Here is a 25,467-nt window from a genome sequence, read left to right on the forward strand (position 1 = left end):
GGGGCCCCTTTCTATTATTTCTTACCTTCTAATTTTTCTACTTGATCAATTGGCATTTCTAGTGCTGCTGTTTCTGTTACATACTCTAAATCTTTTTTAACGCCAAACCAGTTTTTATTTGTATGTGCCGAAATCCATATTTCCCTATTTATTTCACGAAGCCAAATACGACGGTGGTTCCAATACATCCCCTGTGTAACACCAATCATAAAAATGGCTGCACCAATAGCAAGAATCCATAATGTACGGTCTTTTCTAACGATAAGGCCGGACACATTTGCTGTATCCATACCGGCAAACGTCATTTTATATTGATTTTCACCTAGTGGTTCTAAATTTTGACGAATCGCCACAAAACTTACTTCACCTTCTGGCGTTTCCGGAGTAAACATTTTAAAAATAAAAGCAGGATTATTAGGAATCTTTGATTGTGTAGCCGGCTCTTCTTTTTCATTAAAATAAAAATCAGGAAAATAATCCATTACTTCAATTTTATAACCATTTCCTAAATCATAAGCAGGCTCTGGGTTCCACAAATCAATAGTCGTATTTCCAAATTGCTGACCTGTTGCTTTTTTTTCAATCGTAAAGCTCATTTCTTTAAATTCATTTAGTTTATAATCTACTTGATAAACTGCATATCCATCCATTTTCAAAGGATCGTTCACACGAATTGAATAATCTTTTACTTTATCAAGCTCTGGCTCGGCACCTGCTATTTTTTCTCCTTGCTGTTTATAAAGCGTGACATCAGTTTGATAGTTTTTAGGCACAATTCCGCTTTCTGTTCCTTCAATCGCATCTTTAAACTGACCTTCATTTTGATCATAAACTTCAAATATAAATTGTTTATTCTCCAAATAATAAGATTCAGTGCCAGGAACCGCTAACTGCTGACCTTCGCGAATCCACAACACTTCATCGATATACATTCCAGGAAAGAAGCGCAGCATAGCTCCAATAAGAAATAGAATAAGACCGACATGATTCACATATGGACCCCAACGCGAAAAACGTCCTTTTTCCGCTAAAAGATTACCATTTTCTTCTCTTACATTGTATCTTTTAGCTATTAAAGCAGTTTTTGCTTTTTCCATACTTTCATCAAGATTTGCCGATTTTGAAATTCCATAAATGCGCTGACGTCTCATAAAGCTTTCATGACGCGTAACTCTCTGATTTTTTAAAGAACGATAAAGAGGTACAAATCGATCCAAACTAGCAATAATAAGGGATATCCCTAGCGCCGCAAGCAGAAGCATAAACCACCAGGACCCATATAAATTATGAAAACCAAGTACATAATAAACTTGTCCAAAGATTCCATACTGCTCTTCATAATGAGTGGCAGGATCTACTGTAGGCGGAATGTACATTTCTTGCGGAAAAATGGTTCCAATGGCTGATGCAATTAAAATAAGCACAATAATCCATATGCCTACTTTAACTGACGAAAAGAAATTCCATATTTTATCAACTATTGTTTTCTTGTATGTTTGTGATCTTCTAGCAGAACCTTCATATCTCATATTTAATAATTCATTTGAATCACTTTGTTCAAGCGGCTTGCCGCAGGATTCACAAAGAAGTGTACCATAAGGATTTTCATGGCCGCACTCACATTTAAACTTGCTCATAAAAACACCTCATTAAGACTACGGTTTAATCTGCTCCATATCTTGTGCAATTGCTTCTTCAGAACGACTTTCTGTATATCGATCGACAACTTTTCCATCTTTATCAATTAAAAAGGTTGTTGGAATGGGACCAACGCCATATGCTTTAAATACTTCACTCGATTTATCGAGTAAGATTGGAAAACTTAAGCTATAGCGCTCAACAAATCTTCTAGCTGTTAATTCTGGTTCATTTACATTAACCGCTAGAATTTCAACCCCTTCATCTTTATATTTTTGATAATTTTTATCCATTGCTGGCATTTCGGCTTTACAAGGCTCACAATATGTTGCCCAAAAGTTTAAGAAAACACCTTTTCCACGATAATCTTCAAGCTCGACTGTTTTGCCGTTCATATCTGTTAACACAAAGCTTGGTGCTTGATCACCAATTTTAACAGGTGAATGCGCATCACCTAAAAATGTCGTAAAAAACGTGTATCCAAGGGCAATCGCTATAATGACTAAGATACTTGTCCGCATAATCAATCGATTCTTCTTCATCATTACCCTCCTTTACTTCACTACTCTACTACTATTACTATAACGTTTTGATTGATGTAACTATTAGTCGATTTTTGACGTTTATGTGACAGCTAATGCGCGTAATTGTTTCACTTCTTTTGGTGTTAACGGACGAAATTCCCCTGTTGTTAACCCTTTTAATTCAAGAAAGCTGTATCGCTCACGCTTTAATTTTTCAACAGGATGACCTACTTGTTCAAGCATGCGGCGAACTTGACGATTCCTTCCTTCATGAATCGTTAGCTCTAAAATCGCCGTGTTTTTTGCTCGATCTGCCGAAAGAACTTTCACTTTGGCTGGAGCTGTTTTCCCATCTTCCAGGTGAACACCTTTTTCAAGTTTTCGAATCGTTTCTTTTGTTGGTGTGCCTTTTACTTTTGCAATATATACTTTTTCAATTTTATGTTTTGGATGCATCATTAAGTTGGCAAATTCTCCATCGTTTGTAAGAAGAATCGCGCCTGATGTATTATAATCTAAACGGCCTACTGGAAAGATGCGCTCCTTTATCATTGGAAAATAATCTGTAACGACTGTTCTTCCTTTATCGTCAGATGCTGCTGAAATAACGCCTGTTGGTTTATAAAATAAAAAATAGACCGGTTCTTCTCGCTCTACCGGAATACCATTTACTTCGATACGATCATTTGGCCCTACTTTTGTACCAAGCTCAGTGACTGTTTGACCATTGACTGTTACTTTTCCTTCTTGAATTAACACTTCCGATTTTCTTCGTGACGCAATTCCTGCTTTTGCAATTACTTTTTGTAAACGTTCCATTAATTTTCACCTCATCATACATCATACTCTTCCTCTTCTAATTTCTCAAGAGAATGATCATCCTTTTATTTCGAAAGCAATATTCAGGGTACTGTTACATAAAACAATACAAAAACCCGGCTAATTGCCGAGTTTGTTTAAGTAAGAGATTCTCTTTTAGTATTATAGTCATTTAAAGACGATTGTAACAATAATAATGGAAGCAATTATTCCAATAAGGTCAGCAAGAAGTCCAACTTTTAGAGCATCGCCCATTTTTTTAATTCCTACTGCTCCAAAATAAACGGTTAAAATATAAAAAGTGGTGTCTGTGCTTCCCTGCATCGTTGAGGCGAGACGTCCAATAAAAGAGTCTGGTCCGTATGTTGCAATTAAATCTGTTGTTAATCCTAAAGCACCAGTGCCAGAAATTGGTCGCATTAATGCAAGTGGGACAATTTCTGCTGGAGCACCGATCATTGAAAAAAGAGGTTTCAGCGCCTGAATAAGTGCTTCCATAGCTCCTGAAGCTCGAAAAACAGCGATGGCCACTAACATTCCAACAAGATATGGGATAAGCGATATGGCCAGCTGAAACCCGTCCTTTCCACCTTCTACAAATGCCTCATATGTTGGTACTTTCTTAATTGTGCCATATACTAAGATAAAACCTATTAATAAGGGAATAATCCAAATCGAAGCAGCGGTAATCACTTTCTATCCCCCCTCTTTACTTTCCTTCTATAAAAATAGCGATCAATTAAAATAGCACTAATCGTCGAAATCATGGTAGCAATAATTGTGGTACTTACAATTTCTGTAGGTGAGGCAGAATCGTATTGGATTCGGATGGCAATGACTGTTGTAGGGATTAGTGTTAAGCTTGACGTATTAATCGCAAGCAGCGTTACCATGGAGCGGCTTGCTTCATCTTTATTGTCATTTAGTTCTTTTAACTGTTTCATCGCTTGAATTCCCATTGGAGTTGCTGCATTGCCAAGTCCAAATAAGTTTGCAATCATATTTGATAAAATATACCCCATGGCAGGATGATCACTTGGCACTTCTGGAAATATCTTTTTAGCAAGCGGTCTGGCAAGTTTTGCTAATCCATCAAGAAGCCCGGCGTTTTGAGCGATTTTCATTAATCCGAGCCAAAAAACCAACACACTAATTAAACCAATACAAATCGCTACCGCTTCCTTTGCTCCGTCAAAAATAGCCGCATTTACTTCTTCCATTGTCCCATTGATTGCTGCAAACACAAAACCAACAGCAAATAAAAACATCCATATAATATTAATCATAACTTGAAACCCCATTTAAAATTAAAAACAACTCTTTAAAAAACCCCCAAAACCCTTTCTTTTTCTTTACTTCAGGATCTCCTTCATAAAAAAGCGGAACTTCTCCAATCGTTTGATCTGTTAATTGAAAAAACATCTTTCCAACAGGACGTGGAATACCATTTTCCGACCATTCATTTCCTTTTGGTGGATTGTAAAGTGTGAGCGAGGAACGAATTTGGTCAATTTCATCTTCTGTTAATGGATAAGATAAAGAACGAGCTGCATATACTTTTCCTTTATAGAAGGGGTCTTTAATTCCGGTTATCTTTCCTTCTTCGACAAGACTTTTTAACTTATAATTGTTAAATCCCCATTCAAACATTCCAATATGATCATTCCAATCATCCGGAGCATTTAATGTGACGGCAATTAAATTGAATCCATCTTTACTGGCAGTTGAAATAAGTGTTCGCTTTGCCCGTTTTGTATAACCGGTTTTTCCTCCAGTAGAGTATTTATATAAACGCAGCATTTTATTTTTATTTGACCAACTGCGATTCCATGATTCGCCCTCCTGAGGAGCACTGTACTTCTCGGCTGCAGAAATTTTCTGAAAGTTTTCATTTCCCATTGCATAGCGAGTTAACAGGGCCATATCATATGCTGTAGAATAATGATTTTCATGATCATCTAAACCATGGGGATTTGCAAATTCCGTATTCTTCATCCCAATTTCTTGGGCTTTTTGATTCATTAAATAAACAAAACCATCAAGACTTCCCCCAACATATTCTGCAATCGCAACGGCAGCATCATTCCCTGATCTCAGCATAAGGCCATATACTAAATCCTCTAATGTTAGACTTTCTCCTTCTTTTAAATAAATACTTGATCCTTCTACCCTCACCATGCTGTCCGTAATTTTGACTTTTTCTTTCATCTTTCCAGACTCTATAGCAAGAATGGCCGTCATTACTTTTGTAATACTTGCAATTCTTCTTGTTGTATGAGCATCTTTTTCAAACAATACTCGTCCAGATTCCTGCTCCATTAAGATCGCGCTTTGACCAGAAACAGATAAATTAGCAGCTTGAACATTTATCGGTATAGAAAAAGAAAAAAAAGATAGCATGAACATACAAACGATTAACACACTTTTTTGTATACATGTTGTATGCATCGAATCCCCGTCCCCTATTACGTTATTTGTACAAGTTTATGCATAAACTTAGATGATATGATTAAGCTTCAAATGAAAAAGAGCTGAATTTAATCAGCTCTAGGATAAAAACGAGATTTAAATGCAAAATTTTTTTGATAATCCGTTTGTTCTAGTAAGATTTTTTCCTCCGCTGGAATACGAATAAATAATAAAAGATAACTATTTAACAGCGTAAAAAGAACTGCGGTAAAATAAGCATTAAACATTAACGGCAGCATTAAAAGTTCGAGACAAACAACGAGATAATTAGGATGACGCATATATTGATATGGTCCTTTTTTAATCACCTTACTGTTTGGAATAATTAATATCTTTGTATTCCAGTATCGTCCTAATGAAAGCAAACTCCATATTCTTAAAACTTGAGCAAAACTAAAGAAGATGAAGGGAAAAATCCACCATTTTAAAAGCGTTCCGTTTAATGAATATTCAATGATAAAAGAAACAAAGAAACTAACATGAAGCAATACAATCCACTTATAATGTTCAGCACCAGCTTCAATGCCGCCATTTTTTATAATCCACTTTTCATTACGCTTTGCAATGACTAACTCAACGATTCTTTGAACAATCACAAAGAGGATGATAAACCAAAATAGTTTTTCCATTTTTCACCCCCACTCTAACAGTACAAGCTCTGAACTAAAGCCAGGTCCAAGTGCTGTCAGTAATCCTAGATCATGTTTCTGTTTATCTTCTTCGGTTTTCATAAATTTTTGGAGCACAAACAGTACTGTCGTTGATGACATATTGCCATAATGCTTTAAGATATGGCTTGATATCGCTGTTTTTTCTTCTGAGAAACTCAATGTCTCTTCATAAGCTTCTAACACTTTGCGGCCGCCTGGATGGGCGACAAAGTGTTTAATGCTTTGCAGCTCGAGGTTATATAATTGTAAAAACCCCTTCACATTTTCTCCTAACCATGAACGAATAATGGACGGAATATCTTTTGAAAATACAACATAAAGTCCGCCATTTTTTATATTCCATCCCATGACATCTTCTGAATGAGGCATTAAAGTCGATTGTGTTTCTTTTACAGCTGGAAGTAATGAAACTTTTTTTCTTTGTAAAAGAGCGGACTTTCTTCCTACTACTAGCGCACAGGCCGCTCCATCAGCAAATAAAGAAGTGCCTACTAAATTACTTTTTGATAAATCATCTTTTTGAAATGTTAAGCTGCAAAGTTCAATCGATACAACAAGCACATTCGCATGTTGATAGGCTAAGCAGTACTCATGGGCACGAGCAATCCCTGCTGCTCCGCCGGCACATCCTAACCCCCATATCGGTATTCGTTTCGTGTGCTTGGAAAACGGAAGAATATTCATAATGCGAGCATCAATACTTGGTGTTGCCATTCCTGTACTTGAAATAAAAAAGATCGCATCAATTTCTTCATAAGAAACAGGTTCAATTAAAAATGTTGAACTATTTAAACACTTCGTAATTGCTTCAATACTATATGTAAGAGCATGTTCAATATATAAATCATTTTTTTCTTGAAAGGAATGGTTTTTCGAAAACCATTCTAACGGCATTGAAAAATAACGCTCCTCAATTTGACCGTTATGAAAAACAGGCAATAACCGTTCAATATTTGTGTAGGAGTCTTTAAACAGCTCTTTTATAAAAGATAATACTTCTTGTTGGGATAATTTATAAGGAGGGGAATGAGTATCAACAGATAAAATGACCGACAAAGGAATCTCCCTTTCTAGTTCATTCACTTTATTTCCCCTTATTTTTTGTTCAATGAAGAAAGTTATACATTTTATCACCTTTTTATATGAGTAAAGAAGCTTTATTTTTCAACAACAAAAAATCCATCTTATAAAAAGATGGATTTTCATATTACCATTATCCCATTTTCGCTTGGAGCTGATTACCGTAATACTCTAATTCTTCTCTAATTTCTTGAAATGACTTTTCTAAAGAAACCATTAATTCTTTTAATGAAGCAGGAACATATTCATTAAACTGTATCGCACTTTTTCCTCTATATAATGCTCGACTATCTTCATGCCAGTAGTCATTGCGCGGATGATAAAACTCTTCAATACAGCGATTATAAATCCAATTCAGTGCTCTTTCAGCAACTTCTTCTTGAAAAACAGCTCGACCTAATATGGCTGTACAATGACCATGACCTTCATCACAAAACACTGAAATACGCCGCAGTGAAAATAACACCTCTTCATAATATTCTTGATAATCACCACAATCACTTACCATTTGAGATACTGTCATTTCATTTAAATAGTCATTAATACTTTTTGAAACGAATGCTAATGTTTTCTCTGCTTGGTTCATATGGGTTTTTACAAGATCATCCCCCATGTATGCTTCCCCCAATACCGTAAAATAGTTACACGGATTTTTTCATGCTAGTTGGTATTATTATACGATAAAACATCAATGTTAACAGCAATTTTTGTTAGAAAATGAGCTTAACTAATTTAAGAGAAAAACGGATGACTTTAATTCAACGCTTTCTTGCTTTTCTATTTTTTCAAACATAGATTTTACTTCTTCATAATTAATATTTTTAAAATATGTAGAAAATTCCTGAAGTGAATTAATATAAACTCGTCTTCTCTTTTTAAAATCAGGATTATTAATGAAACATAGAAATGCAGCAATATCTCGAAAGTAAATATCTCGATCAGCAATCGTAAAAATAGGGTCGCTTTCAAATGGCGTTATTTCTGAAATCTTTTCTTCAAAATATCGTAAATAAAGTACATAAAACGTTTTTTCTTCACCCTTATCTAAATAAACAATTTCAGAGCGATTAAAAAATTCCTCTGGTGTATTTGACTTTGATTTTTCTAGTTCATATCCTTTCAATTGAAGGATTTTCATATTCCTTAAAACACCCTTTCATTAAATAGATGGTTACTAAATTATACCATATCTAATAAAAGAACAGCGATCAATAGCCTCACTGCTCTTCAAGTGTTTGTTGAAATTTTTCAAAAAACAAATCTGCTTCTTCATCAAATGAAATTTGTGCACCTGCTTCGGGAAGCGGCGGCAGCTCTTGCAGAGACTTTAATCCAAATGCTTCTAAAAATTCTTTTGTTGTGCCGTATAAAATTGCACGTCCTGTTCCTTCCGCACGACCAACTTCTTTAATTAACTCCTTATTTATTAACGTTTGCAGCGGCCTTTCTGTTTTTACCCCCCGTACTTCTTCGACTTCAGCACGGGTAATCGGCTGCTGATAGGCAATAATTGCTAATGTTTCAAGCGCGGCTTGAGAAAGTGTGCCGCTTCTCGGCGACTCGATCAGCTTTTTATAGTAATCAGCATGTGCTGCTTTCGTTGTTAACTGAAAAACACCTGCTACTTCAACAAGTTCAAACCCTCGTTCTTCTGATTGATACTCTTTACTTAATTGTTCAAGGAGCTGTTGAGCTTCATTGTGATCAATCTCTAAAACTTCTGCTATTTGCTTCAGTTCAATTCCTTCTTCCCCAACGACAAATAATAGTCCTTCTATTATAGCTTTTTTCTCTTTATCAGACACTCATTTGTTACTCCCTTCATTCTTTGAAACGAAAATCTCTGCAAAATTACCTTCCTGTTCACAACAGATTTGATTTTTCTTCATTAATTCTAAAACCGCTAAAAATGTTACCACAATATGTTCACGATTAGGAAAAGGAAACAAGTCTTCAAAACGTTTTCTAACTTTACCTTCAGCTAATTCTGATAAGATTTCTTTCATTCTTGTAGAAATTGGAATTTCTTGGCGGTGAATCGTCGTTTTCTTTGGCTGCTTATTTTTTTTTCTTTCCATTAATCGCTTAAACGCAGCTAACATATCGTAAATTGAAACATCCGAAACCTTCTCTACCGTATCATTAGAAGATAGAAAGGCACTTAAATCTCCCTGTGGACGTGTATATACTAAACTGCGCTCCTGCTCATGCTCTTTTAACACATTTGCGGCTTCTTTAAACTTTCTATACTCGATTAAACGATTCATTAACTCTTCACGGGGATCTTCTTCCTCAAATCCTTCATCAAAATCTTCCATTAATATTTCTTCTCGTTTCGGCAGCAATGTTTTGCTTTTAATCGCAAGAAGCGTTGCTGCCATTACAAGAAACTCACTTGCAACATCAAGCTCTAATTCCTGCATTGCATGAATATATTCCAAATACTGCTCCGTAATTTCTGAGACTGGAATGTCATAAATATCGATTTCAAGACGATTTATAAGGTGAAGAAGAAGATCAAGCGGGCCTTCAAAGGCATCAATTTTCACGCTGTACTGCATGATTTATTCTGTCTCCTTCTTTTTTAATTAGTAATTGAACAAGAAATATTTTATCATATTGCTTCTATGAGATATATACGTATTCCTTTTTAAAGGTTCGCATAAAGAATTTTATTACAGCTCATGCTAATTATAATAAATAACGTCTAACAAAGGAGAGTATGTATGAACTTTACAAGAATATCTGAAAACGGACCTTATCATACGTATCAATGCCAATTTGCTGATTATACGTACACAGTCATCCATGATCAAGAACGAAATGAAATTCTTGATATCCGCCCCTCTACATTAGGAGGAATTGACACGATCAAGCATGCTTTTCAAAATCATTTAAAAAATCAAAATGAATAGTATAAAACTGCTGGTGACGCACACCGGCAGTTTTTTGTGATCATGACGATATAAATTCAATTGTTGGCATGAAAGAAAAACAATATTATCATAAAGGAAATACTTCGTTAGGAGGGGAAAAATAATGAGTACATGCAACCTTAATCACAGTTTAGAAGATGTTAAAAAGAAACTGGAATCTCAGCACGATTATTTACCAAATAATCTTTATGATGGGCTTTCTTCATTTTTACGGCAAGATTTAAATCAAGAAACGTTAAATGAGGTTTTTCATCTATTAAAGAAGTATGATCTTGCATCAAATGAAGAGCAGGAAAAGCGAAACGAGCAGATCAAGCAGCTGCTCAGTTAACGGATAACTAAAAGAGGAAGCTGTATAGCGACTACTTAGCAGCTTCCTCTTTTAGTTCAATTTTATCACCTATCACAATATTATACTTTTCAATTGTGCCAACAGGAAGTTCTAGTACAGAATAAGCTTTTTTTCCTCCATGCTTTATTCTCCAAGGCTTTAGCGCTAAAATTACTTTTACAACTCGACTGCTTTTATCTAAAAATACGACATCAATTGAAAACCTCATAAAAAACATATGAATCGAATTACAAGGAACAAGCATAATCCCTTTATTTTCTAAAGGCCGCTTCTGAAACATTAATCCTTTTAAGCGTTTAAGAAATGCCTTCCCCCTAAAAAATTTGAACGGCTGTTTCAATCTGCTTCTCTTCCTTATAAATAATCAAAAACACCCTCCTTAAAACTCATTTTAAACCATCTAATCACCTACTATTATACAAATAATTGTAAATACCAATGATAAACTGGAAAAAAATAAAAACAGCTAAAATATAAGACATGTTTTCCATTTTTTTAATAACAATATCGTAGGAGGTGTGAGTTAAATGAATTTATTAAGCAAAATTTTGGAAGCAGTTCAGGCGTGGATGATGAGCTTTTTACTTATCTTTAAGCGATTAGTGAATGAAGAGAAAGGCCAAGGTATGGTGGAATACGCACTTATACTTGCATTAATCGCTATTGTTTTGGCGGCTAGTTTACCAACACTAACCGATGATGTTAGTGCATTGTATACATCAGATGGAAGTCGCCGAATCACTAATATTGCTAAAGTAGAAGGCATTGAAAATGGGATCGTTGTCCTGCAAGATTTATTTGTATTTGAAAAAGCGTCATCCTATCAATCTGACAAAATAACTGGAAACTTTAAAAAGGTGGGCTTGCTATCAAAATTTAATGGTAATGGGTGGAGATAAAATGAACTGGTCAGTATACCTTAGTCTTTTTTCTTTCATCTTAACAATTAGTTTGTATATTGGTTATAAAGTTTTACCGAACATATATTTTAAAATAAGAATACGATTAGTGACAAGAAGGTTAGTAAAACAGGGGAAAAATAAAAAAAACACAAAATCAAAATGGTTGGATAGTATCTATAAAAAGTTAGACATTGAACTAAAAGCTGCTTCATTACCGGTCACTTCTCGAGAGCTTTTACTTGTTTTAGCTTGGACAAATTTTTTTATTCTTTTCACTGTATTGATGTGGGGATTCACCATTTTCTTCCTTCTATTTATCAGTATAAATGGTGTCCTCTATTTATATATACGTCTACGTAAACATCAGAAAAAGAAGCTAATGTTAAAACAACTTCCCAATGCGTTGGAATTAATATCTAGCGCGTTAAAAACAGGATACTCAATTGTACAAACCTTGGACCTTGTTGCTAAAGAAAATTTTCCTCCCTTGTCTGAGGAATTTCATAAACTTTTTCAAGCATTACAGCTTGGTGAAAATTTCGAGAAATCCTTTACCGATTTTGCAAAACGTCTTGATATCCCCGAACTTACAAATGTTGTAGATACTATATTAATCACTCGTGAAACAGGGGGAAATGTTACAGAAGTAATTGATGGATTACTAACAATAATTCGTGAAAATGAAAAGTTAAATGGTGAAGTGAAAACCTTAACTGCACAAGGGAAAATTTCCGGACTTATAGTAGGTTTGCTTCCTTTAGCGCTTTTTATTATGTTTTACTTAATAAATCCAAGCTATATGATGGTACTATTTAAAAATATAATCGGAATATTTATTCTTGGAACTGCTGTACTTTTACAAATTATTGGAATTATCGTTATGAAAAAAATAATCACTTTAAAGGTAAGGTGATGAACTGCATATGCTTGTTTTATTTCTAATTTCATTATTTATCACAACATTTTGTATTACGTACTATACCTGCACAAAATTTTACCTTAGCCCTAAACGACAATTAATGCTTCGTATTTCAAAACATGTTCGCACTCGAAATAACAATGATTATGAAGCACCATTGTTTATTCGTTTATTTGTTCCTCTTATTCAACTTATTATCTATTTACTTGAACGATCGACACCGAAAAAATATAAACTTCACCTGCAGCATAAAGTGATTAAAACAGAAGGAAAATTTACTTTTCAACGGGTATTGATTTCAAAGTTTCTTCTCCTGTTTTTAACATTAACTGCTTTACTACTTTATAGTTTCTTAAATCACATGCCCAACCTTTTTTTCTTTCTGATTGTGCCTGTTTCATACTTTTTACCAGACTTTGCAATTAATCAATATATTAAAAATAAAAGGTTTGATATTCTCGCTGAGCTCCCTCTATTAATTGACACGTTAGGAGTTATTTTAGCTGGCGGTATTGCCTTTGATAATGCGATCCAAAAAATATGCGAACGAAAAACTAGCCCTCTTTACAGCGAATTTAAATATTTTATTAAAGAAGTACGGATGGGTGTTTCACGTGAAGAAGCTCTAAAAAACTTATCAAAACGGATTCAGGATTCACTCGTTCGCGCTCTCATCCAAGGCGAAAAGATGGGTATTAGTATTTTAACAACGATTCAGCTTCAATCCTATCAACTACGCTTAAAACGTCGCCAACGCATTCAAGAACAAGCAATGAAAATTCCGGTGAAAATTTTAATTCCATTAGTTTTATTTATCTTCCCACCTATTTTTCTTATCATTCTAGGTCCAGGCGCAATTCAAATTATTGAAAATCTTGGTTAGCAGAAAGGTGGCACAACGATGAAACTAATTCAACAAAATATTTATCGTTCGCAAGGCTCAAAGTCTCTCCCTGTTGGAACGATTGTTATTATTACTCAAAACAATGAAGAAGAACTGCAAAGACTGCTGCATCACCTCTCCTCTACGCCTTTATTTAAAGCAGAGGGCGCTAAAGTGATTATTGTTGATCACTATTCGTTTGATAAAACATTTAATATTGCCCTTGAATTTCAACGGCTTTATCCTGATAAAATTATTCCAATGCAAAAAAGCCCTGAAAAAACAGGCTTTGAACAGCTTAATCCATTTTTATCAAATCAATATATTGAAGTGATTAATTTATCTGAAATTAATAAAAATAACGCCCATCTCCCTCCTAACAAATGGCCGAGCTGGACAGAAAAAACAATAAACCAAATTCATAAAACAAACAGCACACCAATTGATCCAAAAGCATTGATTGAACGACTGCAGCAGGATCAACAAAGATGAAAGATAATATGAAAAGTACAGTAGGAAACACGGTTGTCATCACTATTAATTCACCAGTTTCACCCAAAAAAGGGAAACCAGTTACTGTTACATCAACATATACGTATAATCCATTTACACCACTTATTCACGGATTTGTCAGCATTCCTCTCTCCTCTACTTATGAAACACTGGTTGAAGCAGAATCACCTTAATTCAAAATTTTCATCGCAGCTTCCCTATGATACACTATCATTAATTATTACAATGTCCGCTTATATTGGAGGAAAGTATAAATGCACTATCCAAAGCCTTATATTGACTATTTAGTATATTTTCATGGCTTGCGTGATTATTTTGAATGTCATGAAGTGTTAGAAGAATATTGGAAAGAAGATTGTGAAGGCGGGAAAAAAGATTACTGGGTTAGCTTTATTCAAATCGCCGTTTCTCTCTATCATCAACGGCGAAATAACTTTAAAGGCGCGTATCGAATGATGAAAAGTGCTGCTGTGATCTTACAGAGAGAAAGAAATGCTGTAGAATCACTCGGTATTAATTATGACTTACTACTTAAAGATCTTGAAAACAGGCTAGTTGATTTACAAAATGAAACACCTTATCAAAGTATGAACCTGCCGCTTACGGATGAAAAACTAATTGCAGAATGTAAAAGGCACTGTGAAGAACAGAATTGTGTATGGGGGAATCCAAGTGATCTGACCAATGACTTCTTATTAAATAAACATACAAAACGAGACCGCAGTGGTGTAATTGCTGAAAGAGACTCGCAGCGAAAATTAAGAGCACAAAAAAGGAAAGGACACTAAGTCCTCTCCTTTTTGTGTCTAGCTCCAGATGCCATCGGCTCTTTGGTCTAGTCAATCCGTCCAGAAGGTTAAAAAGCAACCTTCCAGCCGGCTCGCCTTATGCTTGTCGCCGATAGGCGGGCACCTTTCGCTTTTCTTATTCGCACTCTTCCTGTTGGCATTTTTGAAAAAATGCTTTCGTGTACTTGCTGGGCTCTAAATCATATTGATCACTGAACATCTCTTCCAGCGCTTCAACAATACGCTTTCCAAGCCCCTGCTGACGGTGACTAGGATTTACACTAAGATGTTTCAGAACAGCCTTATGATCATTGATCAGTTCAATACCAGCAACTCCAATAATGTCTTCTTCTTTCCATAAGAAAAGCTGCCAATCATTATTTTGTTCATATGCTTTTATCGTTTCCTGCAGCTGTTTTAAATCTTTTACATTAGGCATAAACGATAAGAGTCCCATTGCAATTTTTTCGTGATTTTTCTTATAACGTATTAGCATGACAATCCCTCATTAATGAAATAACCTTCCAAGTAAAGAAACTCCTAAAAGAACAGCAACAATAATACATGTAAGTATTAACAATTTTTCTTGCCTTCTACCGTTATTCATCATCTGACTCCTAACATATTATACACGATTCTCGAAAAAGTTGCGAATTTTGCTTAATATTTATTAGCTAAAAGAACGAGTTAAGTTTGCCATTTCAATTGCGCCAGCTGCTGCTTCCCAACCTTTATTGCCAGCTTTTGTACCAGCGCGTTCAATCGCCTGCTCAATCGTATCTGTCGTAAGAACACCAAAGATAACCGGCACACCGCTGTTTAATGCTGCTGCTGATACCCCTTTTGCTGCTTCATTACATACATAATCAAAGTGTGGAGTCGAACCGCGAATAACCGTTCCTAACGTAATCACCGCATCATATTTTTTAGAATCAGCCATTTTTTTTGCAATAAGAGGAAGCTCAAATGCACCCGGCACCCATGCGATATCCACATCCGCTTCATCTACTCCATGTCTTCTTAACGCGTCTTCTGCACCGCTTAATAATTTCCCCGTAATAAATTCATTGAAACGTCCTACCACAATCCCTATTTTTAACCCTGAACCTACTAAATTACCTTCAAATATTTGACCCATCATAATCCTCCTCAATGATTTTCTATATTTTTATTAAAAGTGAAACATATGTCCTAATTTGCTTTGTTTTGTTTTTAAATAACGTTCATTATCTTTATTAGATGGCATTTGTATTGCCACCCGGTCGACCACTTCTAAGCCATAGCCTTTTAATCCTGTAATTTTACGCGGGTTATTTGTTAATAGCTTCATTTTTGTAACGCCTAAGTCTTTCAGGATTTGCGCCCCAATTCCATAATCACGCAAATCAGGTCCAAACCCTAGCTTTTCATTTGCTTCTACCGTATCATAACCTTCTTCCTGCAGCTTATATGCGCGCATTTTATTTAACAGGCCAATTCCTCTTCCTTCTTGACGCATATAAAGAAGAATACCATTTCCCTCTTTTTCAATTTGCGAGAGGGCGGCATGAAGCTGAGGTCCGCAGTCACAGCGATTTGAACCAAATACATCCCCTGTTAAACATTCGGAATGTACACGAACAAGCGTTGGCTCATCTGGAAGAATCTCGCCTTTCACAAGGGCAACATGCTCGTTTTGATCTAAAATATTTGAATAGCCAACTGCTTGAAACTCACCAAATTCAGTTGGAAGTTTAATATCGACTTCCTTTTTTACAAGCTTATCTTTGCGATTGCGATATTGAATAAGATCTTTAATCGTAATCATTTTTAAATCAAATTCATCAGCAATTTTTCGTAAATCAGGCACCCGCGCCATTGTACCATCTTCATTAATAATTTCACAAATGACTCCGGCAGGCTCTGAACCGCATAATCGTGCTAAGTCAACAGCCGCTTCCGTATGTCCTGCCCGTCTAAGCACACCGCCCTGTTTTGCAATAAGCGGAAAAATATGCCCCGGGCGCTTAAAGTCCGCCGGCTTTGCGTTAGGATCAAGCAAAGCTTGAATAGTTGCGGATCGTTCGGAGGCCGAAATTCCTGTTGTTGTTGAACGATGGTCAATGCTCACTGTAAATGCGGTACCGTGCGGATCTGTATTATGACCAACCATTGGAGTTAAATCAAGCTTCCTAGCTCGCTCCTCTGTAATAGGCACACAGACAAGACCACGTCCTTGCTTAATCATAAAATTGATTACTTCAGGTGTTGTTTTTTCGGCTAACGATATAAAATCACCTTCATTTTCACGATCTTCATCATCACAAACAATTACAACTTTTCCCTCCATTAAATCATAAATAGCGTCTTCAATACGATCAAACATTTTATATCCCCCTTTCTACTTTCCCTTTACTTATAACCATGTTCTTCTAAAAAGGACTCAGTTAATGACGATTTTTTTGAAGATGTATGAAAACGCTTGGAAATAAACTGCTCAATATATTTTCCAAGCATATCACACTCAATATTTACAATATCTCCAGAACCTTTTTCACCTAATATGGTTTCCGAAAGGGTATGAGGAATTAATGAAATTGTAAAGTGATCACGATCAACTCCAAATACGGTTAAACTTGTTCCATCAACAGTAACAGAACCTTTTAATACAATATAATGTAAAAGCTCTTCTGACACTTCAATATGATAATATACGGCATTATCGACCGCTTTTTTAGACTTAATCGTCCCAATTCCATCCACATGTCCAGATACAAAATGACCACCAAACCGACCATTTGCAGCCATCGCTCGTTCAAGATTTACGTTTGAACCAACTTTTAGCAGTTTTAAACTTGTGTGATGAACTGTTTCCGGCATCACATCAACTGTAAAGACATCTTTTTTAAATGATGTAACGGTTAAACAAACTCCATTCACTGCAATACTATCACCTAAACTTACATCTTCTAACACATGTGAAGCTCCTATTGTCATCACAATGGCGTCTCCAGACTGATTCATTCTTTTAATGGTTCCAATTTCTTCAATAATACCTGTAAACATTAGGGTTTCACTTCCTTTATAACGATATAATTTTATCAATATCATGTTAAGGTTCAATGCCAACATTTTATCTAAACGTGACGCCAGCAAACCCTTATCCCTAATGTGAGAAGAACAAAAAACCCCTAGGAGTATACTTATTCCTAGGGGCCACTTATGTATCAACAAAAACAAAGTATGCAAAATAAACCCGGTGTCTGCCGCTAAAGTTAATTAGAAACAAGACCGATGCCGCACTTATTACTTAGAAATTATTCTTGACCTAATTTTAACATTGACCAAGCTTTACTTTCCTAGTTAATGTGCAATAAAAGAGGCTTCCTTTACATGCAGGTCCTCCCCCTTTTTATTAAAAAAAGACATACTTGTTGCGTAGTTGATCATTTATTCCTTCTCCCATCCAGACTTTTACTGTCGGCCCTGGAGTTTCACCAGATCCACCGCAATAGCGGGTCACGGACTAAGAAGCGCTTTGCTTCATCACCGCCGGTTGGGAATTACACCCGACCCCGAAGGAAATATGATTGATAAAGTTACAGTCATTATAGCACAACAAATGAAAAAGTGTTATAAAAATACACTTTTTCTACTTACTTATTCTTCGTCCCAAACTTTCACTTCTTTCATCACATCACCTGGACGAATGCGAAGAACACTTTCCATTCCTTCAATAACTTGTCCAAATACAGTATGAACACCATCTAAATGCGGCTGTGATTCATGGACAATAAAAAATTGACTGCCGCCAGTATCCTTTCCTGCATGTGCCATAGAAAGAGCTCCTGGAACATGTTTATGTGGATTTCCTTCTGTTTCACACTTAATTGTATATCCAGGACCACCCATACCGTTTCCATTCGGACATCCGCCTTGCGCTACAAAACCTGGAATAACACGGTGAAATGTTAAACCGTCATAGTAACCTTCTTTTGCTAACTTCTCAAAGTTTGCTACTGTATTTGGTGCTTCATTTGGGAAAAATTCAATTACAATTTTTTCGCCGTTTTCAAATGTGATCGAACCTTTTTTCATTTTAAAAAACCTCCTTATGTATTCTTTTCTATTTTACTAAAACAATCTTCAACAAGCAAAAATATGAGCAGCTTTTTTGTAAAATATGCTGTAGTAGGATCAGATTTGTTAAAAGAAAAAAACCTGAACCTTTTTATGTAAAGGACACAGGCTTTAATATGTTATTTAACAACCGGTTTTTTTAACGGTAAATCACAACGAATTAAATCTTCATATGTTTCTCTTTTAATAACAAGCTGTGCATCTCCATTTTCTACAAACACCACTGCCGGTCTTGGAATACGGTTATAGTTATTGCTCATTGCATAACCATATGCACCTGTACAAGAAACAGCTAATACATCTTCATGATTTGGGTTTGGAAGCGGCAGGTCCCAAATAAGCATATCACCTGATTCACAACATTTCCCCGCAATGGAAAACTTCTCTTCTGCTGTTTCTTTCGGACGATTTGCAAGCATTCCTTCATACTTTGCCTGATATAAAGCTGGCCTTAAGTTATCGCTCATACCGCCGTCTACTGCCACATAATGTCTTACATTTGGAATTTCCTTTTGGGAACCAATTGTATATAACGTCGTTCCTGCATCCCCTACAAGTGAACGACCTGGCTCTATCCAAATTTCCGGTACATTGATTTCCAGCTGCTCTGCTTGCGTTTTAACAACCTTAATCATTGCCTCAATATATCGAGAAGGATGCAGCGGATCATCTTCTTTTACATAGCGAATGCCAAAGCCTCCACCTAAATTCAATACTTTTGGCACATAGGAAAATGATTCGTTCCATTTTTTAATATATGAAAAGATCTTTTCAGCAGCCATTACAAACCCTGTGGTTTCAAAAATTTGCGAACCTATATGACAGTGAAGTCCTAATAAATTAAAGCAGTCCTTCTTTAAAATGCTCTGAATCGCTTTTTCCACCTGACCGCTGTTTAAATCAAAACCGAACTTCGAATCTTCTTGACCTGTTAAAATATAATCATGTGTGTGTGCTTCTACACCAGGTGTTGTGCGAAGCAAGAGAGATAACGTTTTTCCATGCTCTTCTGCAGCTTCTTCAAGAAGTTCCAATTCATAAAAATTATCAACAACAAAACAGCCGATTCCTGCTTCTACTGCCATATTGATTTCTTCAGCACTTTTATTGTTTCCGTGAAAGTGAATACGTTCAGCAGGAAAGCCCGCTTTTAACGCTGTATACAACTCTCCACCTGAAACAATATCTAAACTTAAACCTTCCTCTTCTGCAAGTTGAATCATCGCAATGCTTGAAAATGCCTTACTTGCATAAGCAACTTGATAATTTAAGTTATGCTTTTTAAAAGCCTCTTGAAACTCTCTTGCACGTTGACGAATTAACGCAACATCATATACATACAAAGGTGTGCCATAGTTTTTTGCAAGTTTAACTGTGTCAACACCACCGATACTTAAGTGTCCTTCTTCATTAATTGTACTTGTTCCATGTAAATACACTTTCATTTCCCCCTTACCCCAGTCTTTCCATCCGAATCCTTGAATCTATAAGCACTTTATGATAAAAGTGAAAATTCGACATTTTCAATTTAATAAAAAAGACAGCCAATGCTGCGGTACATTAACTGTCTTTAAACGCACCCTCATCACTCGGAATAGTTCTCCACTATAATTTCTTATAGTGACAGTTCGCTGCTTGTTTAGCAGCGACCCAGCAAATGCAGATTTGGAGCTCTAACATTTACTTCGGCAAATTGACCTTTCAGATAGTTTCTTTGCCTCCAATATCTCCACTATCTTACTGATTCGTTTTGCGCCTCTACCCCATTATATTAAATGAGGCATTATATTAAGTTTATTATCGCCTAATTTATCATATTTTTTTCTAAAAGGCAACTTGTAATTAGACGATAGCACTTCCTATGATGATTGTTTTTTTTGATTTTGCGGATGAACAATACTCGGTCGTAACTTTGATAACGGCACAGAAACACGAATAATGATTTGTAGAAATGCCTTAGGATCAAATGGTAAAAACGGCCACAAATACGGCGTATTGATATTTTTAATGGTAGCTAAAAATAAAATAATCGCTGTTGCGCCGATCATAAATCCCTGCACTTCAAAAGCGAGTACAAGTAAAAGAAGGAGAAGACGTATTAATTTGTTGGCCACTCCGAGTTCATAACTTGGTGTTGCAAAATTCCCAATTGCTGCAACCGCAATATATAAAATAACTTCTGGAACAAACAATCCTACATCAATCGCAATTTGGCCAATTAAGACAGCGGCAATTAAACCCATGGCAGTTGATAACGGGGTTGGCGTATGAATAGCGGCCATCCTCAGTATATCAATACCAAGTTCTGCAAAAAGGATTTGCAAGATAATCGGGATGTTCATATTCTTTTCATTCGGTCCTATAAACTCCAAGTTCGCTGGTAATAAGTTTGGCTCTGAAACAAATAAATACCACAACGGAAGCAAAAAGATTGAAGCAATCATGCCAGCAAATCTTATCCAACGAACAAATACACCAATTGCAGGTGTTTGACGGTATTCCTCTGCATGCTGGACATGGTGGAAATATGTCGTTGGTGTAATCATCACACTTGGTGATGTATCAACCATAATCAGCACATGACCCTCAAACAGGTGTGTTGCTGCAACATCAGGTCTTTCTGTATAACGTACCATCGGAAAAGGATTCCAACCTTGTTTTACAATAAACTCTTCAATTGTTTTATCTGCCATTGGAATACCATCTATATCAATTTTATTTAGTTCTTTTTTCATAAGATCAACTAGTCCCGGATCTGCTACATCTTGTATATATGCAATACAAATATCTGTTTTTGAGCGTTCACCAACTTGAATCATTTCATACCGCAAGCGTTCATCACGAATTCTTCTTCGCGTCATTGCTGTATTTTCAATAATATTTTCGGTATAACCATCTCTTGCACCTCTTACTACTTTTTCTGTGTCAGGTTCCTGAGGTGTTCGGCCTGGATAACTTCTTACGTCAACGATAAGTGCTTCTGTATCTCCGTCAATAAAAATAACGATTAACCCACTTAACAATTTATCAACGGCTTCATCTAATTTATCTGTTGTTTCCACTTGTTGATGAGGAATATTGTTATATAAAACTTTTTTTAGTCCCGAAACAGATCGACTGTTGTGATTCAGCTCATCAAACACTTTCACAATTTCTAATATTAAATTTGTGTCACAAAGCCCTGTTAAATAGTAAAGGGCGATATCTTTATGGGCAATTTTTAATTCACGAAAACCAATATCAAACGAAATTCCAATCCCAAGGCGATCTTTTAAATAAGCATTGTTTTCCTTCAGCTTTGCATAAATGTTTTTTTGGGTTTCTATTTTTTCTTTTTCAGCTTGTTGTACCATACTTACCGCTCCTTTCTAATAAAACTTCAACCGCTTTTTTTGTAATTGGGGCACCCTCTTCAACAGAATCCTTTCCTGCCATCTTTCCTAAATCTCCTATGCCTATCACAATCGGTAATGCTAATTCATCCAATACTGAAACCGTGTCTCCATCAATTCTTCCAACTTCAAGATCTGCAAGACCGCTTTTATCGACACCATGCTCAGTTAAATTACCGAAGCGATCAATGCTTACATCCACCTTTGTCCATTCCGAGGCACTTGTTCTTGAAGCAACCGCAACCGCTCCAAGTACTTCTAAGGAAGGATGTGTAGCCACATATCGCATCGCCGCTTCTCCGCGCCCTTCGCCTTTAAATCCAGCATCATCAAATAGGACAAAAATAGGATCATCGGAAGCTTTATGAATCAGCTTTACAATTTCACTTCCAGACAATAAAGTCGGATTGCCCGCTGACATTGTAATACACCTTCCTCCTATTTCTTTTGCAACATGTTCAACTGCCTTTAATGCATAATGATCGCCGTCTGTAAAAAGGATGACTCGCTTTTTTTTATCCATCTTTTCACCCCTTTGGCTTAAAAACCAATGCTGCAAGAAAGCCAAATAATATAGCTGATGAAATTCCTGCAGATGTAAGATTAAAAGTCCCCAACCCAAGACCAATCAATCCAGTTTGTTCTGCTTCTTCCATTACTCCATGCTGCAGGGCGTAACCAAGACTTGTAACGGGGACGGTAACTCCTGCTCCTGCAAAGTCAATCAATTTTTCATATAATCCAAATCCATCCAATACAGAACCAAGAACAACAAAGAAACTCATCACATGTATGGCTGTTAATTTAAAAATATCCATTAAAATTTGACCAATAAAACAAAGAAATCCTCCTACTAAAAATGCCCATATATACTCCACTATACCTCCCTCCCTACAGTTTCTAAAACAACACCATGAGCAATCGCGGGAATACTTTCCTGCTGCTGAATCATCAATGGGCTCATTAATGCCCCTGTAGCAACGACAAGAACTCGCTTTACTTTTCCTGTTTTCAGCATTTTTACAAGATGTCCGTATGTAACAACTGCTGCACAGCCGCATCCACTTCCTCCAGCGAAAATTCCTTGATCTGGTCGGTAAATCATTAAGCCGCAATCTTGATGCATATTTGTAATATCAACTTCCCGTTCTAACAAAAGCTCTTTTAAAATAGGAGATCCTACTCCAGATAAATCACCCGTTACAATTAAATCGTAATGTGAAGGCAGCAGGCCAGTATCTCTGAAATGACGCTCGATAGTATCTGCTGCCGCAGGTGCCATTGCTGATCCCATATCAAGCGGATTTTTTATTCCCCAATCCACCACTCGTCCAATTGTTGCCTTTGTAATTTGAATATCGCTTTTTCTGCGGCTCAGCAGCGCTGCGCCTGCCCCTGTTACCGTAAAAGAAGCTGTTTTAGGTTTTTGAACTCCATATTCAGTAGGATAACGAAACTGCCTCTCTGCAGTAGCGTTGTGGCTGCTTGTCGCCGCAATCACTGTATCTGCAAAACCGCTTTCGATTAACGTAGAACCAACAGCAATTGTTTCCATGGAAGTAGAGCATGCAGCAAACATGCCAATAAACGGAATTTGAGAGCTCCTTGCACTATAGTTGGAGGTAACGGTTTGATTTAATAAGTCACCAGCTAAAAAAAAGTCAATATCCCTCTCTGTCATTTGTGCTTTTGCTAAACATTGTTCGACTGCATCATTCATTAACCGGCGTTCTGCTAATTCCCAAGAAGACTCTCCACAGTATAAATCTAAATAGGTCATATCAAATGTATGTTTTAATGGCCCCTCTGCCTCTTTTGGACCAACTGCAGTTCCCGTTGTATTTAAGTAAACATGTTGAAATAACCATGTCTGTTTTCCCATCCGCTTCATCATGCCAGCTCCTTACTTCTTTCAAAATAGCAGCTTACTAAATAGGAGGCGAAGAATTCCTACAATATAAGAAGCGACAACACCAAATACAATAACAGAACCAGCCAGTTTAAATAAATTTGCTGCCACCCCTAATACAATACCCTCACTTTTATGTTCAAGCGCTGCACTTGTAATAGAATTCGCAAAACCGGTAACTGGAACAACCGAGCCTGCTCCTGCAAACTGGCCAATTTTATCGTATATTCCGATACCAGTCAGAACGGCAGCGATTAATACAAGGGTCGCAGCAGTTAAATTCACGGCGGATGCTTCATTAAAGTAAAACACAGTGTGATAAAGGTTTTGTATTCCTTGTCCAAAAGCACAAATCATTCCACCAACAAAAAATGCCTTTAAACTATTTAAAAAAAAAGGTGTTTTTGGTTGAAATAACTTTATATTTTTAAGATAGTCCCTTTTATCATTTAATTTTGTCATTTCACACCTCCTTTTCTATTTATTGATTTACAAAATAAAGCCAATGAAACAGTGAACCGCATATTTTCCCAAATACGATTGCCATTAATAACAAAAGAATCTTTTCGTCAAATCCAATTCTTTTAGCAAGTATTGGAAGAACATTTAACACTTCTGTTAAAGCAGCTGCAAGCATTCCTACAAATATTCCTGCACATAACCCAAATGGAATAAGGAGAAGCGGTGAAAAACCTAATGTACCATTCCGAAGACTTAACCAACCAAATAATACTGTTCCACTAATCACACTCCATTCATAGCCTCTTATAAAGCGTTTTGTTTTAGTTAACTGTGTTAATCTTGGAATAACCCCTAACACGCTTAAAAAAGCGACAAATCCTCCCCCAACAGCAATACCTTCCGCAAATCCAATCATCATTACAGTCATTATTTTAATGACCATCGACTTTTTTCTCGCTTTCTTTATTCTCATGAATAATGACATATTGATCTAAATCTTGTTGATAATTAAAGATCTCTACCTCTAATGGACTTGGCTCTTCATTTAATCGTTTTTTAAACAAATGATTAAAAAACAAGATCATCCCAACTCCAAGGCCAATCGAATAAGGAATTTGCAGCAGAAGCGGCTGATTATTTTCTCTGCCTGTAACAATTTTATAGATACGTTGATGAACAGCCTGCATGCTGACATCTTCATGGAAATTCATAATAGCTAATGCTGCGCCAACAAATAATAACAGCCATACAAACAGAAAATATATAATCGAAAAATTACGTTTCGGAAATTCAATTTGAACAATTGTTTGTGAAGGACCAATTGTTTGAATGTCCATATTTCCTATGGTTTGCTGAATTGTTTGAATGACTTTCATTACATCAATTACAATGAGACTCTTATCTTCAGGACTAATTTCGTATACGATTAGCTCCCTTATTTCCCTGCATGTATCAGGGCTGCCTGCAAGCTGGGCAATCTCATGAAGTTTGACCACTTTATTCGGTTTTACATACACCCGGTTTCTCATCCGAATATAGATTGTTGACTCCTGCATGGCCTCAACTCCTCAAATCTAAGCAAACTTAATCCT

34 protein-coding genes and 2 riboswitches are annotated in these 25,467 nt (G+C 36.2%); of the genes, 8 read left to right on the plus strand and 26 right to left on the minus strand.

What is annotated here, in order from left to right; all coding sequences use genetic code 11:
• Nucleotides 1-14: 14 nt before the first annotated feature.
• The 12 genes from resB to DS031_RS07230 form a co-directional block, all read right to left on the minus strand.
• Nucleotides 15-1,637, minus strand: a complete 1,623-nt coding sequence (gene resB, locus DS031_RS07175) for a cytochrome c biogenesis protein ResB (RefSeq protein WP_113805247.1) — start codon at nucleotides 1,635-1,637, stop codon at nucleotides 15-17.
• Nucleotides 1,638-1,655: 18 nt separating this feature from the next.
• Nucleotides 1,656-2,180 carry a thiol-disulfide oxidoreductase ResA gene (gene resA / locus DS031_RS07180; RefSeq protein ID WP_113805248.1) on the minus strand — a complete coding sequence of 175 codons (525 nt, stop codon included), beginning with the start codon at nucleotides 2,178-2,180 and terminating at the stop codon, nucleotides 1,656-1,658.
• A gap of 81 nt (nucleotides 2,181-2,261) precedes the next feature.
• On the minus strand, nucleotides 2,262-2,981 hold the full coding sequence (locus DS031_RS07185; protein ID WP_113805249.1) for a pseudouridine synthase: 720 nt from the start codon (nucleotides 2,979-2,981) through the stop codon (nucleotides 2,262-2,264).
• Nucleotides 2,982-3,149: 168 nt separating this feature from the next.
• Nucleotides 3,150-3,674, minus strand: a complete 525-nt coding sequence (locus DS031_RS07190) for a spore maturation protein (RefSeq protein ID WP_113805250.1) — start codon at nucleotides 3,672-3,674, stop codon at nucleotides 3,150-3,152.
• The gene (locus DS031_RS07195; protein WP_113805251.1) at nucleotides 3,671-4,267 is read right to left on the minus strand and encodes a nucleoside recognition domain-containing protein; all 597 of its coding nucleotides are present in this window, start codon (nucleotides 4,265-4,267) and stop codon (nucleotides 3,671-3,673) included. The genes DS031_RS07190 and DS031_RS07195 overlap by 4 nt, the downstream gene beginning before the upstream one ends.
• Nucleotides 4,260-5,429: a D-alanyl-D-alanine carboxypeptidase family protein gene (locus DS031_RS07200; protein ID WP_220182076.1), complete on the minus strand. Its 1,170-nt coding sequence runs from the start codon at nucleotides 5,427-5,429 to the stop codon at nucleotides 4,260-4,262. The genes DS031_RS07195 and DS031_RS07200 overlap by 8 nt, the downstream gene beginning before the upstream one ends.
• An 89-nt stretch (nucleotides 5,430-5,518) precedes the next feature.
• Nucleotides 5,519-6,079, minus strand: a complete 561-nt coding sequence (locus DS031_RS07205; RefSeq protein ID WP_113805252.1) for an isoprenylcysteine carboxyl methyltransferase family protein — start codon at nucleotides 6,077-6,079, stop codon at nucleotides 5,519-5,521.
• Between the two features lie 3 nt (nucleotides 6,080-6,082).
• Nucleotides 6,083-7,177 (minus strand): type III polyketide synthase, encoded by a 1,095-nt coding sequence (locus DS031_RS07210; RefSeq protein ID WP_113805314.1) that lies wholly within the window; start codon nucleotides 7,175-7,177, stop codon nucleotides 6,083-6,085.
• Between the two features lie 157 nt (nucleotides 7,178-7,334).
• The gene (locus tag DS031_RS07215; RefSeq protein WP_113805253.1) at nucleotides 7,335-7,814 is read right to left on the minus strand and encodes a DUF3907 family protein; all 480 of its coding nucleotides are present in this window, start codon (nucleotides 7,812-7,814) and stop codon (nucleotides 7,335-7,337) included.
• A gap of 114 nt (nucleotides 7,815-7,928) precedes the next feature.
• A complete protein-coding gene (locus DS031_RS07220) occupies nucleotides 7,929-8,339 on the minus strand; it encodes a hypothetical protein (RefSeq protein ID WP_113805254.1) in 411 nt (136 codons plus the stop codon).
• A 79-nt stretch (nucleotides 8,340-8,418) separates the two neighbouring features.
• On the minus strand, nucleotides 8,419-9,006 hold the full coding sequence (gene scpB, locus DS031_RS07225; protein WP_113805255.1) for an SMC-Scp complex subunit ScpB: 588 nt from the start codon (nucleotides 9,004-9,006) through the stop codon (nucleotides 8,419-8,421).
• Entirely contained in the window at nucleotides 9,007-9,762 is a 756-nt protein-coding gene (locus DS031_RS07230) for a segregation/condensation protein A (RefSeq protein ID WP_113805256.1), read from the minus strand.
• A gap of 165 nt (nucleotides 9,763-9,927) precedes the next feature.
• Here DS031_RS07230 and DS031_RS07235 point away from each other — a divergent pair, with 165 nt between their 5' ends.
• Nucleotides 9,928-10,116: a hypothetical protein gene (locus DS031_RS07235; protein WP_113805257.1), complete on the plus strand. Its 189-nt coding sequence runs from the start codon at nucleotides 9,928-9,930 to the stop codon at nucleotides 10,114-10,116.
• A 124-nt stretch (nucleotides 10,117-10,240) separates the two neighbouring features.
• Entirely contained in the window at nucleotides 10,241-10,468 is a 228-nt protein-coding gene (locus DS031_RS07240) for a group-specific protein (RefSeq protein WP_113805258.1), read from the plus strand.
• Between the two features lie 31 nt (nucleotides 10,469-10,499).
• Here the strand turns inward: DS031_RS07240 and DS031_RS07245 are convergent, their stop codons facing one another.
• A complete protein-coding gene (locus tag DS031_RS07245) occupies nucleotides 10,500-10,829 on the minus strand; it encodes a DUF192 domain-containing protein (RefSeq protein WP_245947258.1) in 330 nt (109 codons plus the stop codon).
• A gap of 187 nt (nucleotides 10,830-11,016) precedes the next feature.
• On the opposite strand from DS031_RS07245, the gene DS031_RS07250 reads away from it, so the two are divergent.
• The 6 genes from DS031_RS07250 to DS031_RS07275 all read left to right on the plus strand — a co-directional run bounded on the left by DS031_RS07250 (nucleotide 11,017) and on the right by DS031_RS07275 (nucleotide 14,494).
• Nucleotides 11,017-11,388, plus strand: a complete 372-nt coding sequence (locus DS031_RS07250; RefSeq protein WP_181833059.1) for a Flp family type IVb pilin — start codon at nucleotides 11,017-11,019, stop codon at nucleotides 11,386-11,388.
• 1 nt (nucleotide 11,389) lies between these two features.
• A complete protein-coding gene (locus DS031_RS07255) occupies nucleotides 11,390-12,304 on the plus strand; it encodes a type II secretion system F family protein (RefSeq protein WP_181833060.1) in 915 nt (304 codons plus the stop codon).
• Between the two features lie 10 nt (nucleotides 12,305-12,314).
• Complete coding sequence (locus DS031_RS07260) at nucleotides 12,315-13,193, plus strand: type II secretion system F family protein (RefSeq protein ID WP_113805260.1); 879 nt, start codon at nucleotides 12,315-12,317, stop codon at nucleotides 13,191-13,193.
• An 18-nt stretch (nucleotides 13,194-13,211) separates the two neighbouring features.
• Nucleotides 13,212-13,685, plus strand: coding sequence for a glycosyltransferase family 2 protein (locus tag DS031_RS07265; RefSeq protein WP_113805261.1), 474 nt, complete (start codon nucleotides 13,212-13,214; stop codon nucleotides 13,683-13,685).
• A complete protein-coding gene (locus DS031_RS07270) occupies nucleotides 13,682-13,879 on the plus strand; it encodes a hypothetical protein (protein WP_113805262.1) in 198 nt (65 codons plus the stop codon). Before DS031_RS07265 ends, DS031_RS07270 begins: the two co-directional genes overlap by 4 nt.
• A gap of 81 nt (nucleotides 13,880-13,960) precedes the next feature.
• Nucleotides 13,961-14,494 carry a DUF309 domain-containing protein gene (locus DS031_RS07275; protein WP_113805263.1) on the plus strand — a complete coding sequence of 178 codons (534 nt, stop codon included), beginning with the start codon at nucleotides 13,961-13,963 and terminating at the stop codon, nucleotides 14,492-14,494.
• 136 nt (nucleotides 14,495-14,630) lie between these two features.
• Here the strand turns inward: DS031_RS07275 and DS031_RS07280 are convergent, their stop codons facing one another.
• From DS031_RS07280 to DS031_RS07340, 13 genes are all read right to left on the minus strand, one after another.
• Nucleotides 14,631-14,990: a GNAT family N-acetyltransferase gene (locus DS031_RS07280; RefSeq protein WP_113805264.1), complete on the minus strand. Its 360-nt coding sequence runs from the start codon at nucleotides 14,988-14,990 to the stop codon at nucleotides 14,631-14,633.
• A 174-nt stretch (nucleotides 14,991-15,164) separates the two neighbouring features.
• Nucleotides 15,165-15,632 carry a 6,7-dimethyl-8-ribityllumazine synthase gene (gene ribH, locus DS031_RS07285; protein ID WP_113805265.1) on the minus strand — a complete coding sequence of 156 codons (468 nt, stop codon included), beginning with the start codon at nucleotides 15,630-15,632 and terminating at the stop codon, nucleotides 15,165-15,167.
• Nucleotides 15,633-15,665: 33 nt separating this feature from the next.
• Nucleotides 15,666-16,859, minus strand: a complete 1,194-nt coding sequence (locus DS031_RS07290) for a bifunctional 3,4-dihydroxy-2-butanone-4-phosphate synthase/GTP cyclohydrolase II (RefSeq protein WP_113805266.1) — start codon at nucleotides 16,857-16,859, stop codon at nucleotides 15,666-15,668.
• A gap of 26 nt (nucleotides 16,860-16,885) precedes the next feature.
• On the minus strand, nucleotides 16,886-17,539 hold the full coding sequence (gene ribE / locus DS031_RS07295) for a riboflavin synthase (protein WP_113805267.1): 654 nt from the start codon (nucleotides 17,537-17,539) through the stop codon (nucleotides 16,886-16,888).
• A 384-nt stretch (nucleotides 17,540-17,923) separates the two neighbouring features.
• Nucleotides 17,924-18,060, minus strand: a riboswitch (FMN riboswitch).
• A 73-nt stretch (nucleotides 18,061-18,133) separates the two neighbouring features.
• Nucleotides 18,134-18,571 carry a peptidylprolyl isomerase gene (locus DS031_RS07300; protein ID WP_113805268.1) on the minus strand — a complete coding sequence of 146 codons (438 nt, stop codon included), beginning with the start codon at nucleotides 18,569-18,571 and terminating at the stop codon, nucleotides 18,134-18,136.
• 161 nt (nucleotides 18,572-18,732) lie between these two features.
• Nucleotides 18,733-20,052, minus strand: coding sequence for a diaminopimelate decarboxylase (gene lysA, locus DS031_RS07305; RefSeq protein ID WP_113805269.1), 1,320 nt, complete (start codon nucleotides 20,050-20,052; stop codon nucleotides 18,733-18,735).
• A gap of 148 nt (nucleotides 20,053-20,200) precedes the next feature.
• Nucleotides 20,201-20,382, minus strand: a riboswitch (Lysine riboswitch).
• Nucleotides 20,383-20,472: 90 nt separating this feature from the next.
• Complete coding sequence (locus DS031_RS07310) at nucleotides 20,473-21,966, minus strand: spore germination protein (RefSeq protein ID WP_113805270.1); 1,494 nt, start codon at nucleotides 21,964-21,966, stop codon at nucleotides 20,473-20,475.
• The gene (spoVAEA, locus tag DS031_RS07315) at nucleotides 21,950-22,528 is read right to left on the minus strand and encodes a stage V sporulation protein SpoVABEA (RefSeq protein WP_113805271.1); all 579 of its coding nucleotides are present in this window, start codon (nucleotides 22,526-22,528) and stop codon (nucleotides 21,950-21,952) included. The genes DS031_RS07310 and spoVAEA overlap by 17 nt, the downstream gene beginning before the upstream one ends.
• 4 nt (nucleotides 22,529-22,532) lie before the next feature.
• Nucleotides 22,533-22,883: a stage V sporulation protein AE gene (gene spoVAE, locus DS031_RS07320; RefSeq protein WP_113805272.1), complete on the minus strand. Its 351-nt coding sequence runs from the start codon at nucleotides 22,881-22,883 to the stop codon at nucleotides 22,533-22,535.
• A complete protein-coding gene (gene spoVAD, locus DS031_RS07325; protein ID WP_113805273.1) occupies nucleotides 22,883-23,896 on the minus strand; it encodes a stage V sporulation protein AD in 1,014 nt (337 codons plus the stop codon). Before spoVAD ends, spoVAE begins: the two co-directional genes overlap by 1 nt.
• A gap of 21 nt (nucleotides 23,897-23,917) precedes the next feature.
• On the minus strand, nucleotides 23,918-24,376 hold the full coding sequence (gene spoVAC / locus DS031_RS07330; protein ID WP_113805274.1) for a stage V sporulation protein AC: 459 nt from the start codon (nucleotides 24,374-24,376) through the stop codon (nucleotides 23,918-23,920).
• A gap of 19 nt (nucleotides 24,377-24,395) precedes the next feature.
• Entirely contained in the window at nucleotides 24,396-24,818 is a 423-nt protein-coding gene (locus tag DS031_RS07335) for a stage V sporulation protein AB (RefSeq protein WP_113805275.1), read from the minus strand.
• Nucleotides 24,808-25,431, minus strand: a complete 624-nt coding sequence (locus DS031_RS07340) for a stage V sporulation protein AA (RefSeq protein WP_113805276.1) — start codon at nucleotides 25,429-25,431, stop codon at nucleotides 24,808-24,810. Before DS031_RS07340 ends, DS031_RS07335 begins: the two co-directional genes overlap by 11 nt.
• Nucleotides 25,432-25,467 lie beyond the last annotated feature (36 nt).

It is taken from the genome of Bacillus taeanensis (assembly GCF_003318295.1).
GTDB classification, from domain to species: domain Bacteria; phylum Bacillota; class Bacilli; order Bacillales; family UBA6769; genus Maribacillus; species Maribacillus taeanensis.

What these genes read in the sequence shown, in the direction of transcription:
- DS031_RS07220 (WP_113805254.1), bottom strand. Translation starts at nt 8,339, where the DNA reads ATGAAAATCCTTCAATTGAAAGGATATGAACTAGAAAAATCAAAGTCA.
- DS031_RS07270 (WP_113805262.1), top strand. Translation starts at nt 13,682, where the DNA reads ATGAAAGATAATATGAAAAGTACAGTAGGAAACACGGTTGTCATCACT.
- resA (WP_113805248.1), bottom strand. Translation starts at nt 2,180, where the DNA reads ATGAAGAAGAATCGATTGATTATGCGGACAAGTATCTTAGTCATTATA.
- DS031_RS07300 (WP_113805268.1), bottom strand. Translation starts at nt 18,571, where the DNA reads ATGAAAAAAGGTTCGATCACATTTGAAAACGGCGAAAAAATTGTAATT.
- resB (WP_113805247.1), bottom strand. Translation starts at nt 1,637, where the DNA reads ATGAGCAAGTTTAAATGTGAGTGCGGCCATGAAAATCCTTATGGTACA.
- DS031_RS07280 (WP_113805264.1), bottom strand. Translation starts at nt 14,990, where the DNA reads ATGCTAATACGTTATAAGAAAAATCACGAAAAAATTGCAATGGGACTC.
- DS031_RS07195 (WP_113805251.1), bottom strand. Translation starts at nt 4,267, where the DNA reads ATGATTAATATTATATGGATGTTTTTATTTGCTGTTGGTTTTGTGTTT.
- spoVAD (WP_113805273.1), bottom strand. Translation starts at nt 23,896, where the DNA reads ATGAAGCGGATGGGAAAACAGACATGGTTATTTCAACATGTTTACTTA.
- DS031_RS07250 (WP_181833059.1), top strand. Translation starts at nt 11,017, where the DNA reads ATGAATTTATTAAGCAAAATTTTGGAAGCAGTTCAGGCGTGGATGATG.
- DS031_RS07290 (WP_113805266.1), bottom strand. Translation starts at nt 16,859, where the DNA reads ATGTTTGATCGTATTGAAGACGCTATTTATGATTTAATGGAGGGAAAA.
- DS031_RS07340 (WP_113805276.1), bottom strand. Translation starts at nt 25,431, where the DNA reads ATGCAGGAGTCAACAATCTATATTCGGATGAGAAACCGGGTGTATGTA.
- DS031_RS07185 (WP_113805249.1), bottom strand. Translation starts at nt 2,981, where the DNA reads ATGGAACGTTTACAAAAAGTAATTGCAAAAGCAGGAATTGCGTCACGA.
- DS031_RS07230 (WP_113805256.1), bottom strand. Translation starts at nt 9,762, where the DNA reads ATGCAGTACAGCGTGAAAATTGATGCCTTTGAAGGCCCGCTTGATCTT.
- DS031_RS07235 (WP_113805257.1), top strand. Translation starts at nt 9,928, where the DNA reads ATGAACTTTACAAGAATATCTGAAAACGGACCTTATCATACGTATCAA.
- DS031_RS07200 (WP_220182076.1), bottom strand. Translation starts at nt 5,429, where the DNA reads ATGCATACAACATGTATACAAAAAAGTGTGTTAATCGTTTGTATGTTC.
- ribH (WP_113805265.1), bottom strand. Translation starts at nt 15,632, where the DNA reads ATGGGTCAAATATTTGAAGGTAATTTAGTAGGTTCAGGGTTAAAAATA.
- ribE (WP_113805267.1), bottom strand. Translation starts at nt 17,539, where the DNA reads ATGTTTACAGGTATTATTGAAGAAATTGGAACCATTAAAAGAATGAAT.
- DS031_RS07205 (WP_113805252.1), bottom strand. Translation starts at nt 6,079, where the DNA reads ATGGAAAAACTATTTTGGTTTATCATCCTCTTTGTGATTGTTCAAAGA.
- DS031_RS07240 (WP_113805258.1), top strand. Translation starts at nt 10,241, where the DNA reads ATGAGTACATGCAACCTTAATCACAGTTTAGAAGATGTTAAAAAGAAA.
- DS031_RS07335 (WP_113805275.1), bottom strand. Translation starts at nt 24,818, where the DNA reads ATGGTCATTAAAATAATGACTGTAATGATGATTGGATTTGCGGAAGGT.
- DS031_RS07255 (WP_181833060.1), top strand. Translation starts at nt 11,390, where the DNA reads ATGAACTGGTCAGTATACCTTAGTCTTTTTTCTTTCATCTTAACAATT.
- spoVAC (WP_113805274.1), bottom strand. Translation starts at nt 24,376, where the DNA reads ATGACAAAATTAAATGATAAAAGGGACTATCTTAAAAATATAAAGTTA.
- DS031_RS07260 (WP_113805260.1), top strand. Translation starts at nt 12,315, where the DNA reads ATGCTTGTTTTATTTCTAATTTCATTATTTATCACAACATTTTGTATT.
- DS031_RS07215 (WP_113805253.1), bottom strand. Translation starts at nt 7,814, where the DNA reads ATGGGGGATGATCTTGTAAAAACCCATATGAACCAAGCAGAGAAAACA.
- DS031_RS07310 (WP_113805270.1), bottom strand. Translation starts at nt 21,966, where the DNA reads ATGGTACAACAAGCTGAAAAAGAAAAAATAGAAACCCAAAAAAACATT.
- DS031_RS07265 (WP_113805261.1), top strand. Translation starts at nt 13,212, where the DNA reads ATGAAACTAATTCAACAAAATATTTATCGTTCGCAAGGCTCAAAGTCT.
- spoVAEA (WP_113805271.1), bottom strand. Translation starts at nt 22,528, where the DNA reads ATGGATAAAAAAAAGCGAGTCATCCTTTTTACAGACGGCGATCATTAT.
- DS031_RS07275 (WP_113805263.1), top strand. Translation starts at nt 13,961, where the DNA reads ATGCACTATCCAAAGCCTTATATTGACTATTTAGTATATTTTCATGGC.